This is a genomic window from Cohnella luojiensis, assembly GCF_004564235.1.
Lineage (GTDB): Bacteria > Bacillota > Bacilli > Paenibacillales > Paenibacillaceae > Cohnella > Cohnella luojiensis.
Map to the genome: position 1 here is coordinate 1 of NZ_SOMN01000012.1, position 12636 is coordinate 12636.

Annotated in this window: 14 protein-coding genes and 1 pseudogene; 5 read left to right on the forward strand and 10 right to left on the reverse strand. The window is 48.2% G+C overall.

Going from position 1 to position 12636, the window contains the following annotated elements:
* The 3 genes and pseudogenes from E2980_RS10925 to E2980_RS10935 form a co-directional block, all read left to right on the forward strand.
* A partial coding sequence (locus E2980_RS10925; protein ID WP_135152222.1) for an RNA-guided endonuclease TnpB family protein occupies positions 1 to 269 on the forward strand: 269 nt, incomplete at its 5' end.
* 1 nt (position 270) lies between these two features.
* Positions 271 to 501 (forward strand): annotated as a pseudogene (locus tag E2980_RS10930) (transposase); the annotation flags it as partial.
* A gap of 200 nt (positions 502 to 701) precedes the next feature.
* Positions 702 to 905: a helix-turn-helix domain-containing protein gene (locus E2980_RS10935; protein WP_135152327.1), complete on the forward strand. Its 204-nt coding sequence runs from the start codon at positions 702 to 704 to the stop codon at positions 903 to 905.
* A gap of 146 nt (positions 906 to 1051) precedes the next feature.
* Here E2980_RS10935 and E2980_RS10940 read toward each other — a convergent pair whose 3' ends face one another.
* The 3 genes from E2980_RS10940 to E2980_RS10950 form a co-directional block, all read right to left on the reverse strand.
* Positions 1052 to 1528 carry a C40 family peptidase gene (locus tag E2980_RS10940; protein ID WP_135152224.1) on the reverse strand — a complete coding sequence of 159 codons (477 nt, stop codon included), beginning with the start codon at positions 1526 to 1528 and terminating at the stop codon, positions 1052 to 1054.
* A gap of 188 nt (positions 1529 to 1716) precedes the next feature.
* Positions 1717 to 2190, reverse strand: a complete 474-nt coding sequence (locus tag E2980_RS10945) for a DinB family protein (protein ID WP_135152225.1) — start codon at positions 2188 to 2190, stop codon at positions 1717 to 1719.
* Between the two features lie 60 nt (positions 2191 to 2250).
* Positions 2251 to 3294: a cation diffusion facilitator family transporter gene (locus tag E2980_RS10950; protein WP_135152328.1), complete on the reverse strand. Its 1044-nt coding sequence runs from the start codon at positions 3292 to 3294 to the stop codon at positions 2251 to 2253.
* Between the two features lie 173 nt (positions 3295 to 3467).
* Here E2980_RS10950 and E2980_RS10955 point away from each other — a divergent pair, with 173 nt between their 5' ends.
* Positions 3468 to 3737 (forward strand): hypothetical protein, encoded by a 270-nt coding sequence (locus E2980_RS10955; RefSeq protein ID WP_135152226.1) that lies wholly within the window; start codon positions 3468 to 3470, stop codon positions 3735 to 3737.
* Positions 3738 to 4147: 410 nt separating this feature from the next.
* Here E2980_RS10955 and E2980_RS10960 read toward each other — a convergent pair whose 3' ends face one another.
* The 7 genes from E2980_RS10960 to E2980_RS10990 form a co-directional block, all read right to left on the reverse strand.
* Positions 4148 to 5035, reverse strand: coding sequence for an ROK family protein (locus tag E2980_RS10960; protein ID WP_135152227.1), 888 nt, complete (start codon positions 5033 to 5035; stop codon positions 4148 to 4150).
* A gap of 28 nt (positions 5036 to 5063) precedes the next feature.
* On the reverse strand, positions 5064 to 6467 hold the full coding sequence (gene thrC / locus E2980_RS10965) for a threonine synthase (protein ID WP_135152228.1): 1404 nt from the start codon (positions 6465 to 6467) through the stop codon (positions 5064 to 5066).
* Between the two features lie 69 nt (positions 6468 to 6536).
* A complete protein-coding gene (locus E2980_RS10970) occupies positions 6537 to 7490 on the reverse strand; it encodes a TRM11 family SAM-dependent methyltransferase (RefSeq protein ID WP_240702983.1) in 954 nt (317 codons plus the stop codon).
* 34 nt (positions 7491 to 7524) lie between these two features.
* Positions 7525 to 8625 carry a GerAB/ArcD/ProY family transporter gene (locus E2980_RS10975; protein WP_135152230.1) on the reverse strand — a complete coding sequence of 367 codons (1101 nt, stop codon included), beginning with the start codon at positions 8623 to 8625 and terminating at the stop codon, positions 7525 to 7527.
* A 15-nt stretch (positions 8626 to 8640) separates the two neighbouring features.
* Positions 8641 to 8874 carry a hypothetical protein gene (locus E2980_RS10980; RefSeq protein ID WP_135152231.1) on the reverse strand — a complete coding sequence of 78 codons (234 nt, stop codon included), beginning with the start codon at positions 8872 to 8874 and terminating at the stop codon, positions 8641 to 8643.
* Between the two features lie 5 nt (positions 8875 to 8879).
* Positions 8880 to 10088: a Ger(x)C family spore germination protein gene (locus tag E2980_RS10985; protein WP_135152232.1), complete on the reverse strand. Its 1209-nt coding sequence runs from the start codon at positions 10086 to 10088 to the stop codon at positions 8880 to 8882.
* Positions 10085 to 11596: a spore germination protein gene (locus E2980_RS10990; protein ID WP_135152233.1), complete on the reverse strand. Its 1512-nt coding sequence runs from the start codon at positions 11594 to 11596 to the stop codon at positions 10085 to 10087. Before E2980_RS10990 ends, E2980_RS10985 begins: the two co-directional genes overlap by 4 nt.
* Positions 11597 to 11830: 234 nt before the next feature.
* Here E2980_RS10990 and E2980_RS10995 point away from each other — a divergent pair, with 234 nt between their 5' ends.
* Positions 11831 to 12634 carry a PPK2 family polyphosphate kinase gene (locus E2980_RS10995; protein ID WP_135152234.1) on the forward strand — a complete coding sequence of 268 codons (804 nt, stop codon included), beginning with the start codon at positions 11831 to 11833 and terminating at the stop codon, positions 12632 to 12634.
* Positions 12635 to 12636: the final 2 nt, after the last annotated feature.

The window sequence follows — 12636 nt, forward strand, 5'->3', positions numbered from 1 at the left end:
CAAGTCGTAAAAACGCCAAAAACCTGCACAACTGGTCGTTCTATCAATTGCAAATGTTTATCGCATACAAAGCAGCATTAGCAGGTATTCGGGTAGTAGAGGTGAATCCTGCCTATACCTCACAAACTTGCCCCATTTGTGCGAAGCGAAACAAGGCAATTGACCGAACATATAGGTGTTCATGCGGGTTTCACGCACACCGTGATCGGGTTGGCGCAATCAATATCATGCGACAACCTATGGCAGATGGTAACAGTCTGTCAGCCTAAGTTCTATCAATTGCAAATGTTTATCGCATACAAAGCAGCATTAGCAGGTATTCGGGTAGTAGAGGTGAATCCTGCCTATACCTCACAAACTTGCCCCATTTGTGCGAAGCGAAACAAGGCAATTGACCGAACATATAGGTGTTCATGCGGGTTTCACGCACACCGTGATCGGGTTGGCGCAATCAATATCATGCGACAACCTATGGCAGATGGTAACAGTCTGTCAGCCTAAGATGCTATACGCACTGTCTTAGGATTGGCTGATGGCACAGCCCCAAACTTAGCAGTTGTCCAAACTGGAAACAGACTGCGGACGTACCAACTAGCTAAGAATCCCACGGCTTTAGCCGTGTGGAGTGTCAAAAAGAACCCCTCAGCTATAAGCAGCTGTCCGAGGAGCTTCATTTTCACGCAAATTATATCGCCCTATGCATGAAGAGATCGTTCGGGTGCACCCCGCTCGAATATTTAACCAGGCACCGCGTGGAACAAGCGAAGCAACTGCTCGTCAACACGAATGAGCCGATCGGAACGATCGCGGAAGAAACCGGCTTCGGCTCCTTCCCGTACTTCGTACGCTGCTTCTCCCGCCATACCGGCTTCAAGCCGAAGGCTTTCCGGATAAGATATAGATAATCGGCCACCCATACCCCCCCTCAATTTTTGGTAATCCGGTATTCGCTGTAACCTTATTCCGACTCCTTGCGTCAATACATGTATAGAATAAAAAAAGCCTTCGATCCACATATTTCTATGCGAACTCGAAGGCTTTATTATTTTTACTACAGCACTCTCCGTGCCGTTACGAACTTATTACTATAGTAGGTAGAATTCATATTGGATAGCGTAATGCCCTTTTTGCTGCTCGCGTGGAGCATCTTTCCGTTTCCGGCATAAATCCCGACGTGGCTAATTCCGCTACCGCTCGTATTGAAGAATACGAGATCCCCTACGCTTAGATACGCTTTGTCGACTTTTTGGCCCGTGTACGCTTGCGAGATCGACGTTCTTGGAAGGTTGACTCCGAATTGATTGAATACATATTGAACGAAGGAAGAGCAATCGAACGCATATGTAATGCCCGCTGGTGCTCCATAACGATATGGCGTGCCTATATGCGCTTTGCCTGAAGCGATAACTTTCAAGGACTCCGGCGTCGCAGCGCTCGCCTGTGAAGGTGCGCTTATCATCGTTCCAAACAACCCCGTGACTGCCAAGCTGCCGGCTAGCAATAATTTCATCGAAAGCTTTTTGCTCATATCTATTTCCTCCCGACTGATCTGGTTCCGAATGAACCTTTCGTTGTCGGAAATAAATATAACACATCTAAATTCACCGATAATTTTCCAAGGAGAGCGCAAACGCAGGCAACAAGGCACATTCCCGGCTTTCTTAGAAATAGGTTAGAAAACGTTAATTTTGTTACAAGTACGCCCCATTTGGGTATTTAACCTCTTAATCCCCTGCCGATAAGGTTTGCGGAAACCGGCTTCTTGCCGACTTCCCGCGCCCATAATGACAGCTGCCCGACATGGTGAATCTCGTGAGCGATGACATGCCGCATGATTTCTCCCCAGCTGTCGACCACATCTCTGCCATCCTCAAGCTGCTCCTTGAATAACCGATCTTCCAAACTCGGGTCCCATGTCTCAACGAAAGCCAACACTTCTTCCTTGAAAGCGGCATCGAGCGCGCGAACTTTGGATAAGCTGCTATATCCCTCGAATTTCTCTTGGAAATCGGATTTCCCTTGCATGGCGCGAATCCAGCTCCACTCCACGTCGACGATATGGAATAACGTATTCAGGATTCCGCCTACTCCGCCGGTCCGCACCTTCAGCAGCTCTTCCTCCGGCACGTCTTCGCACCACCTATACCAATCATTCCGTACTTGCCAATTGTATTCAAATAGCATTTTCATGCTTCGTTTCCTCCTCTAGTTGTTACGCTTTTAATCGAAGATATTACCGTTTTCCACCCGCTATACCTTTAGCTCAGTATGTTGAATGGCCGAGGTCTCGATTTGGATCGTCGTGTGTTGGATCTTGAATTGCACCTCTAGCTCGCGGATAGCTTGTTGCAAGATGATTTGGCTGTCGGCGCCGTCCAAGATTAGCAAGTGGCAGCTCAGGGAGTCCAAACCGGACGTAATCGTCCAGATGTGAAGATCGTGTACGTCTAGAACGCCCGGGATTTCCGTTAGCGTTGCTTTGACTTCCTCTTGGTTAATCGTTACCGGCGTACCCTCCATCAGAATATGGACGGTATTCTTAATAACTCCCCATGCGCTTCTCAGGATTAGAAACGACACTAGAACGCTTATGATGGGATCCGCGGCATACCAACCGAATGCCAGCATGATAATGCCCGCAACGACCGCGCCGACCGATCCCAGAGCGTCGCCGAGTACGTGAAGATAAGCGCTCCTAAGGTTGAGGTTGTTCTTGACGTCTCCTTGCCTAAGCAACGCGAGCGCGCTTAATAAGTTGGCGATAAGTCCGATAGACGCAATCAGAATCATGGATAAGCTTGATACCTCCGGCGGCGAATAGAACCGTTGTAAGGCCTCCCACATGATGAAGCCGGCTATCACGAAAAGCGTAACGCCGTTGAATAAAGCCGCTAAAATTTCGAAGCGGTAGAAGCCGTAGGTTTTGCTTGGAGACGCGGGCTTGGCGGCGAACCAGAACGCTACCAGGCTGAGAGCTAAAGAGCTCACGTCGCTCAGCATATGGCCGGAATCGGAAAGCAAGGCAAGGCTATTCGTGACGAGGCCTCCGACGAATTCCAGAATCATAATGCCTGCCGTGATGAGGAGAGCAATCGTTAAGCCGCGTTTGTTCCCAACGCGGACGGCGTCGTGATGGTGGTGTCCGTGGCCGTGATGATGATGGTGGCCGTGTCCGTGATGGGCGTGGTCGGAGTGATTGTGGGCGTGATCATGGTTGGAATGATCGGATGGACCATGAGCGTGATTACCGCCGCGGGTTGATTCGTGCGCTTTAGTTTGATTCTCGTTGGTCATGGCTTGCGGATCCCTCGCTAACATATGAATACATACTCATATATAATATGTTATAGTCGCTCATTGTTGTCAATAACATTCCCATTATATTCAAAGGCAAATTCTAACGGACTTGATGAACAAAAAGCGGAGTTAGCGAGCTTGCTTCGTTAATTCGGCAACATCCGGATGCGGTGGGTGGAGTTAGCGAGCTTGCTTCGTTAATTCGGCGATATCCGCATGCTGTGGGCGGAGTTAGCGAGCTTGCTTCGTTAATTCGGCGATATCCGGATGCGGTGGGCGGAGTTAGCGAGCTTGCTTCGTTAATTCGGCGATATCCGGATGCGGTGGGCGGAGTTAGCGAGCTTGCTTCGTTAATTCGGCAACATCCAGATGCGGTGGGCGGAGTTAGCGAGCTTGCTTCGTTAATTCGGCGATATCCGCATGCGGGGGGCGGAGTTTAGCAAGCTTGCTTCGTTAATTCGGCGATATCCGCATGCAAGGGGCGGAGTTAGCGAGCTTGCTTCGTTAATTCGGCGACATCCGCACGCGGAGGGTGGAGTTAGCGAACTTGCTCCGTTAATTCGGTATCTTCTTCTTGCGGCGTATCGTGTTGCTGGGGTGTTAATGTTTGTGAGCAGACAGGAGATCCATTATTTTGTCGAAAACCTCGCAATCAGCGCCGCTTCTGGACCATGGTTCCGTTATTTTAGGTAAAATCGGGTTACTTGGCACCATTTTGGACGAATAACGGAACCCCTGTCCACATTACGCGAATTCGACGCAAATCTTAACAGATAACGGAACCACAGTCCGCCTCGCGCTAGTCTCATGCAAAAAAGAGACCTCCGAATGAAGGTCTCCCCTAGTAAACTTATGATTGCGATTCTTGATAAGCCCTAAGACCAAGCGCGATCGAGCCGCTTAATCCGGCGTTGTCTCCAAGACCGGGCGGAACGATGTACTCGTCGATCCCGCCAGCCTCTAGTGCCGCCGAGACCAAGTAGCCTTTCAGGTTGCTTCTTACTTGCTCGCGAATAAGCGGGAACAGCTGCAGTTGATGCATGACTCCGCCTCCGAGAATGATTTTCTTCGGCGATAGCAACAGAATCGCGCTGGCAAGTGCTTGTCCGATGTAGAAGGCTTCCATCTCCCAAGCCGGGTGATCCACGGGCAGCTCGCTCGCTTTAACGCCCCACCGTTCTTCGATCCCCGGTCCAGCTGCCATTCCCTCTAAGCAATCTCCATGGAAAGGGCATTTGCCCGCATAAGTATCGTTCGGATGACGCCGGGTCAGGACATGCCCGCCCTCTGGATGCACGAGTCCATGCACCATGTTGCCTTCGGCAAATACGCCGACGCCCACTCCCGTTCCGAACGTATAGTAGAGGCAGCTATCCAAGCCTTTCGCCGCTCCCCATGTCGCTTCCCCTAGGGCAGCCGCATTGACGTCCGTATCCCAACCGAACGGTACGTTTAACGCCTTCTTTAGCTCCGCAAGCACGGGGTAATTCGCCCATCCCGGCTTCGGCGTCGTCGTGACGTAACCGTATTGAGGGCTCGCCTTATCGATGTTGATCGGTCCGAACGAACCGACGCCGATCGCCTCCACCTGCTTGTCCCGGAAATAAGCGATGACCTGACCGAGCGTTTTCTCCGGCTGCTCCGTCGGAAAACTGATCCGATCCAGCACCTCGCCCTTCTCGTTCCCGATACCGCATACAAACTTCGTTCCGCCTGCTTCAACCGCGCCGATTAACAATGAAAATTCCTCCTGCCTGTACCCGAATCTATTTGTTCACCCGATAGAAGCTTTCTAATTGAGCAACGACTTCCGTCTTCGAATTATCGACTACGACTTGATGCTTTGGTTTGTCGAACAGCTCTTGAATTCGTTCCGGGAACTTCTGCTCGATCCCGAGCAACCGGATCGCCTCGTCGAACTTAGCCGGATGAGCCGTGGCTAGCGAAACGAACACGCCGTCATTCTTGTTACCCGCCCCTTCGTAGGCTGCGATACCGCATGCGGAGTGTGGATCCAGCAAGTAGCCGTAACGATCCTGATACGTCCTGATCGTCTCCAGACACTCCGCGTTTCCGACGCTGTATGCCGTCAGATCCTGCTGGATCCGCGCGACTTCCTCGGAGGCGAACGTTAGCTGTCCTTCGGACTTGAACTTCTCCATGCGGGATGTAACGGCGGCCGCGTCCTCTCCCATGAAATAATAAAGATACCGCTCGAAGTTGCTCGCGATTTGAATATCCATGGAAGGGCTATGCGTGCTGCGGAATCCTTCCGGTTTGTAGACGCCTTCGCGGACGAACCGCTCTAGAATGTTGTTTTCGTTCGTGGCCAGCACGAGTTGTTTGATCGGCAGCCCCATTTTCTTAGCCAAGTATCCGGAGAAAATATTGCCGAAGTTGCCCGTCGGTATACTGAAGTTAACGCCGCTTGCCTTCGCTTTCTCGGGCAATTGCAAATAAGCGTAGAAATAATAGACCGATTGCGCCAGAATACGGACGAAGTTAATGGAGTTAATCGCGCGAAGATGATACTTCGTCTTGAACGGAATGTCCTCGAACAATTCCTTGATGATCTGTTGACAATCGTCGAAGTTGCCGTTCACCGAAAGGTTCAGCACGTTGTCGTCATGCACCGTCGTCATTTGGAGCTCCTGAACAAGGCTGACTTTGCCGTTAGGATGGAGGATGCAAATCTGAATGCCTTCCTTGCCCCGAACGCTGCTAATCGCCGACGCCCCGGTATCCCCTGAAGTCGCGCCCAGGATATTGACAACTTTGTTCTGCTTCTTGGCCACGTACGCATACAGATTTCCCATGAACTGCAGGGCAACGTCCTTGAACGCAAAGGTCGGTCCGTGGAAAAGCTCAAGCACGTGCAGGGAATCGTTTAATGTCGTTAAAGGCAATACAGCTGGGCTTGTGAAGCCGGCGTAGCTATCTTGAATGAGCTGTCTTAAATCCCGCTCCGGAATTTCGCCGTTCGTGAACAAGGAGAAAATCTCCAGCATGAGGTCCTGGTAGGAAAGCTTGGACCATGCCTTCAGTTGATCGTCCGTAACGGAAGGAATCGTCTCCGGAACGATCAAGCCGCCGTCCTCGCCAAGTCCCATTAGAAACATATCGATAAAGCCGATAGGTGCTACCTTCCCTCTCGTGCTATTGTATTTCATCTTCGAATTCTCTCCTCGTCCTCGTCTTGTAATGTTCTCCATCCATTGTGGACGAAAGCAAACATAATTTCAACATATCCGTATGGATTGCCTGCAAACTAGAACGTGACGGGTAAATTTCCCTTTGTTCACCGTTCCGCGATCCGTAATCGTGAACCCGGCTTGTTCGATAATCTCATCTATCGACTCTATAGTAACAATAACTGCTATTCTAGCGAAATTTCTAGCGCTTCGAAGCATCTCCAGCTTTTCCTCAGGGCCAAGAACCGAGCAAAGATTATAGGGCATATCAATAATGGCCGCATCATAAAATTCAGCAATCTCTTTCATATCTCCTAAAGTCACTTTCGCCTCGTACCCGAAATAAGCCAAATTCTCCCTTGCTCCGATCGCGGCGAGCGGATTCATTTCCCGTCCGACGATGTCGATCCCCATCGACAAGGCTTCAACCAATACGGTGCCTATTCCGCAGCAGGGGTCAATGGCTTTAATTCCCGTCGTTTGCGGAATCGCGATATTCACGACCGCCCGTGCGACCCGGGTACTTAGCGCGGTGGAATATTTTCTCGGCTTATCGTTATGCTTCAGCCAGATAGCCTCACCCATCGCGCATTCTCCCAATCGCCAGCGGCCTCCCGTTCGAACTACGCCGAATATGCTATCGGGATTGCGCATTTCCGCTTTTCCCCGAATACGCAAGCCAATCTCCCGCTCTACCGCGCGTTTGTCTTCATACTCCATTATCGCGCCGCCTTCGGGGTCATAGTTGTCAATCGCGATCACCTTGAAAGTCGCTCCAGCCAGCTCTATGAATTTCGCTTGTTCCGCAATCTCTTCGATGCTGCCGCCTTCATGCAGCACTGTGATCCTCATCTTAATGAAAGGACTACGGCTAGGTTCCACCTTAATCGGACTTTCCAAGAGGTTATGATACGGCTCGGCACCGAAAAAAGCTCGCATCTCCAGATCGCATAAAGATCGTTCTTCCTCATTAGATACGGTTTTATAGATATAGTCGTTCAATTTTGCGAGCCATCCTTTGTTCGTCGCTTTTGCATCACATGTTCCTTTTGAATTTCTTTCGCAGAGCATATACTCCTAACAACAATAAAGGTAAAAGTATACTATACGTAAAGTCTAAATTTGGCCAGTATTTTGATATAACTTCATTGTAGTAGGTGATATTGGGAGCAACCATAAGCGAAAGTAAAAGCAGGATCATGCCCGAAGGCAGAGTTAAAAACCGATATTCCCTGAGTTTTAACGTTTGAGCTAATCCCAAATTGAATGCATAATAATAAAGGGTTATCTTAAAATAGATCGAGATAAACCATATGATTGCCAAAATCGCTTCTACTCTTTCCAGAAAGTTTCCAATGCTTATTTTTTTGGCCATGAAAAAACTGGGATATATGTTTCGTGCGACAAGATCGGCTCCTAGAACAAGAATGGATAGAGCGACAATCGCGATCAGTACGATTCCTCCCAGCAACGCTCCCAATAAAAAGCTTCTTCTTATTCGGTTTGTTTGATTAACATAGGGGAAGACCATTAAAAAAACGACAAGTTCCGCGAAGGGGAAGGCAGCAGATGCAATAGATCCGCGTATTACCGGTTTAATCCCTTCCCCCAAAACAGGCAGCATATTCTTTATATCCGCTTGAGGAATAAGAAAAAGGATGAACATCAGAAGAAGTAATATAAACCAAGGGAATAATATTTCCGCCGTACGCGTTAAAGTTTCAAGTCCCAATCTTGCCCCCATGACTATAATACCTAGAAATAAGATATTTATGGCCATTATTGGTGTTTCGGGCATTATGTTGGTAATCATAAAATCGCTGCTTTCCCTGAGATGTGCCGCCGCAGAGAAAAAGAGATAGGATAAAAAAAATAGAGATATGGCTTTCCCGAGCCATGTGCCTAGTATCTTTTCATTGTATTCAACCACGGTCAAACCAGGATAGAGCTTACCTACAATCGTTAATAAATAAACGATAGGCAATCCAATGGCTAGTCCTATCACAACCGATATCCACGCATCCTGTTTTGCTTCAATCGCAGGAATGGACGGCAAAACCAAAATCGCATCTCCAATGGAGATCAGAATAACAAGTATGGTTAATTGACGTACGCCGATTTTGCCGTTCTCAAGCATTTTTCTCATCTCCTTTTACTTTAATAACCCAATTAAAGCATCAGTGAGCGGCTTGTAGATTACAATTATCCAATCCAACGCTGGAGGTAATTTCATATGTAAACTTATTGCTACGCCTAGTCCAAACCCAATGAGAAGCAGAATGGAAAATACCCATAATTCCTTTCGCAACTGTTTTCTCCGAAGAGAAGGGGCTTCGAACATAATGATTGCAATAATTACTGCAATGATTCCTGCAATTGCCCACATGCCGATTACTCCTTTTTCTTCATTTCTTCCAGAAATGAATTGCCCACGGTACCTAATCGCCGAATTTTCACATCCACATTTACATGAACCGGAAGATCGACAAATATCCGATCCCATTCTCCCTTCACTTTTTTCCAGTATTTAGGGTGATAACGACTGATCGCTTCTCCAAATCCGAAAATATCCACTTTGTATTTTTCCTGTACCTTTTCAATTGTCATTTTAATGATGGATTGAGCCCTTTTTTCCGTACTATTCTCCAACTCGGAAATCGTTTTCGTCTTGGTCAGATCCATTGAACATTCCACCTCCCCTACATTGGCTTCTATTCGAACATTTACATCCATTCGGGGTTTTCCGTTCATGAGCTTGCCTTTGACTTCCGTTTTCGATCGTACGACCTCTATTGAAGCTTTGCCGCCATTAGGACAAGCGACAACGCCAACCGTGCTTTTCACTTTGTCGATGATATAGTTATATCCTTTGCTTTGTTCTTCGTTTAACCATCCGATCAGCTTGTCATTGTTAAACACAGCCAGCCCCGAATACTGTAACTGAGCAGGAGAAGCAATCTCCTCCACGTTTCTTTTGCTTTCGCCTATTTTTTGTTCCCCTCTTATTCGAAGACCTGTAACTACGGGATGTTTGCCTTCGCTTACAATGTCGGCTATCAGTTTATCTAATGTAACTGTCACTGCAGGTGCCCATGCTTGTTCAGACGTTTGGAGCGAGGAGAACATTTGATTGGCGGGGATCGATTCCAAATGCGTTAATATCTTGAGCGTATTTGCGGCACTTGTATCCTTCGCAATGACGATGAAAAAATCGGTTCGGACTTCATGATCCCTGGACATGAAATCCAACACTTTGCCGATCCCTTCCTTAGCAACATCTTCTTGAATCGAAAGCATCCGTACATGCGACATATATATTTTTCTGGGAGCGACCGTTGTCATTTTTCGTAACGCTTCAAAGATCGTGTTCCCTGTAGCTTGATACATCGTCACCGGCGTGCGGGTACCGCCCCCTTTCTTCGCGGCTACTTCTCCCGGATCCACAACTTGAGCGGATAATCGAAATTGTTTGCCCGATTTATCGATGCCGATAGCTATCGCGATCGCAAGATCATTCATTTCCCGGCGATTCCAACATCCGGTGACGATTAGAGCTAAGACGACGAATAACAATATGAGGGCCAGCTTTCGTGTTTTCATCGGGCCTTCCCCTTCCTCTCGCTATTTTTCGGCTTTGGCTTCGGGGGCTGATTTTTCGCGCGAATCACATTTTTCTGGCTGATCAATCGAGGACGGGAATACATTGCCCAATGGGGCAACCGAAATAGCGTATCCCTCTGGTCAGTCAGGATAAAGGGACTTAACGGACTCATGTAAGGAACTCCGAAAGATCGCAAGCTGCACAAGTGAAGAACAAGCGCAACGATCCCTACGCTGATTCCGAATAAACCGAATGAAGCGGCAAGCCCCATTAAAAGGAAGCGAACCATTCTAAAGGATATAGTCATATTCATCGAAGGAATAACAAAACTGGAGATCGCAGTAATGGATACGATTATAACCATCGACGCGGATACGATTCCCGCCTCGACAGCCGCTTGTCCGATTACCAATGTTCCAACGATGGATATCGCCTGCCCTATAGCCCTTGGCATTCTGATACCCGCTTCCCGCAAAATTTCGAACGTGATTTCCATCATTAGCGCTTCGATGAATGCAGGAAAGGGGATACCCTCTCGTTGGGCTGCCAAACTAATCAACAATTGAGTCGGTATCATTTCCTGATGAAAAGTCGTAATGGCGATATATAATGACGGGCCTAGCAGGGCAATGAAGATTCCGAGAAAACGAAGAATGCGAATGAGACTGCTTATATCCGCACGTTGAGAATAATCCTCAGGAGATTGCATAAATGAAATGAACAAAGCCGGAACAATGAGAACATGCGGGGTTCCGTCCACGATGATAGCAATTTTCCCCTCCAACAGTTCGGCAGCAATCGTGTCGGGGCGCTCCGAGTTGTACACGGTTGGAAACGGACTATATGTTTCGTCCTGAATGAGCTCCTCGATATACCCGCTTTCCAGAATTCCGTCAATGTCAATGCGTTCAATACGCTTCCGTACTTCCTCCACGATCTTGTCATTTGCAATGCCGTTTATGTACATGATGGATACGTCGGTTTTGGTCACTCTGCCGATTTGTCTTGTTTCCAGCCATAGATTAGGATCTTTGATTTTCCGCCGGATTAGTGCCGTATTCGTGAGGATCGATTCCGAGAATGCTTCCTTCGGCCCGCGGATAACGGCTTCTCCGGAAGACTCCGTCACGCCCCGATCTTTAATGCCGCTCATGCCGATAGAAAAGCCCTGTTCATATCCGTCGAGCAGCAAAATCGCAGCACCGGAGAACAAGCGCGTAAATAGCATATCGAAATCCTTCAGCTGCTGCATGTCGCCTACTGTGAGAATATCGGCAATATTTTTTTTTGTCATATCTATGTTCCGAACATCTATCAAGAGCGTTTCCATTATGAAATCTTGTACGGAATTCTTATCTACGAGCCCATCCGTATACAACATGGCTGCATTTATTCCGTCGCCATCTCCGGTCCTGAACTCCCTGAAGATGATATCATTACTGTTCCCGACTGCCTCTTTAAGCGAACGGAGATTCTCTTGAAGATTCGTTCCGATCTGTTGCGCCATACTGAGACCTCTTTAACAAGTTTTATTAATCCAGTATGGGCAATGCAAACTTGATCTACACCGAAAGAATACCGGCATAATAAAAAACACCCCGCAGAGCCGCCAATTGCAACGGCCAGCAAGGTGTTGCGACACGGGGACCCTCGCTTTTATAATTGTTTAGAAAAATTTGGTTACATAGACTACTATAGAGGAAAGCGGTTAGATTACTTTGGGTAAAAGAGGAGGATGCGCATGCTGGAGAACTATCGTCTAGACGAGAAGCGGAAGGTTTCTCTGCAAGACTATGATCCCAATGACACTGCGGGATACGCAGGGAAGGAAGATGTCGCTGAGAACTTCGCGCAAATGAAGGAGCAGCTTCAGGACATCCAGGAGAGATTGTATGCTTCGAAGACCAACGGCGTTCTGGTTTTGTTTCAAGGCATGGATTGCAGCGGCAAGGACGGCGTCGTGAAAAAAGTGCTGTCCGGTCTCAACCCTCAAGGCTTTCGTGCTGAAAGCTTCAAGAAGCCGACCGGCGACGAAGCCGCACACGATTTTCTATGGCGCGCTCATAGGGTTGCTCCGGCCAAAGGCCACATCACCTCCTTTAACCGTTCTTATTATGAAGAAGTATTAATTACCCGGGTTCATGAGCTGATCGACAAGAAAACGGCAAATTCCCGCCTCAAGCACATTCAGCACTTCGAGAAAATGCTCGCGGACAACGGCATCGTTTTGATCAAAATATTCCTCCATATCTCCCCGGAGTTTCAACTGCAGAAAATCAACGAGCGCATGGAGAATCCCGAGAAGCTGTGGAAGTTCGATCCGAACGATCTGGAGGAGCGGCGCTACTGGGATTCCTATATGAAAGCTTACGAGAATGCCTTCAAAGCGACCGCGACGAAGACGAATCCCTGGCATATCGTGCCCTCCAACAACCGCTGGTTCCGCGACTATCTTGTCCTCAAAATCATCGTCTCCGCTTTGGGCAAGCTTAAGCTGGAATATCCGCAGATTGATATTGAATACATGCAAAGGCAGGTCGAATAACC

What these genes read in the sequence shown, in the direction of transcription:
- E2980_RS10980 (WP_135152231.1), bottom strand. Translation starts at nt 8,874, where the DNA reads ATGTGGGCAATTGCAGGAATCATTGCAGTAATTATTGCAATCATTATG.
- E2980_RS10950 (WP_135152328.1), bottom strand. Translation starts at nt 3,294, where the DNA reads ATGACCAACGAGAATCAAACTAAAGCGCACGAATCAACCCGCGGCGGT.
- E2980_RS10940 (WP_135152224.1), bottom strand. Translation starts at nt 1,528, where the DNA reads ATGAGCAAAAAGCTTTCGATGAAATTATTGCTAGCCGGCAGCTTGGCA.
- E2980_RS10985 (WP_135152232.1), bottom strand. Translation starts at nt 10,088, where the DNA reads ATGAAAACACGAAAGCTGGCCCTCATATTGTTATTCGTCGTCTTAGCT.
- E2980_RS10990 (WP_135152233.1), bottom strand. Translation starts at nt 11,596, where the DNA reads ATGGCGCAACAGATCGGAACGAATCTTCAAGAGAATCTCCGTTCGCTT.
- thrC (WP_135152228.1), bottom strand. Translation starts at nt 6,467, where the DNA reads ATGAAATACAATAGCACGAGAGGGAAGGTAGCACCTATCGGCTTTATC.
- E2980_RS10975 (WP_135152230.1), bottom strand. Translation starts at nt 8,625, where the DNA reads ATGCTTGAGAACGGCAAAATCGGCGTACGTCAATTAACCATACTTGTT.
- E2980_RS10935 (WP_135152327.1), top strand. Translation starts at nt 702, where the DNA reads ATGAAGAGATCGTTCGGGTGCACCCCGCTCGAATATTTAACCAGGCAC.
- E2980_RS10995 (WP_135152234.1), top strand. Translation starts at nt 11,831, where the DNA reads ATGCTGGAGAACTATCGTCTAGACGAGAAGCGGAAGGTTTCTCTGCAA.
- E2980_RS10945 (WP_135152225.1), bottom strand. Translation starts at nt 2,190, where the DNA reads ATGAAAATGCTATTTGAATACAATTGGCAAGTACGGAATGATTGGTAT.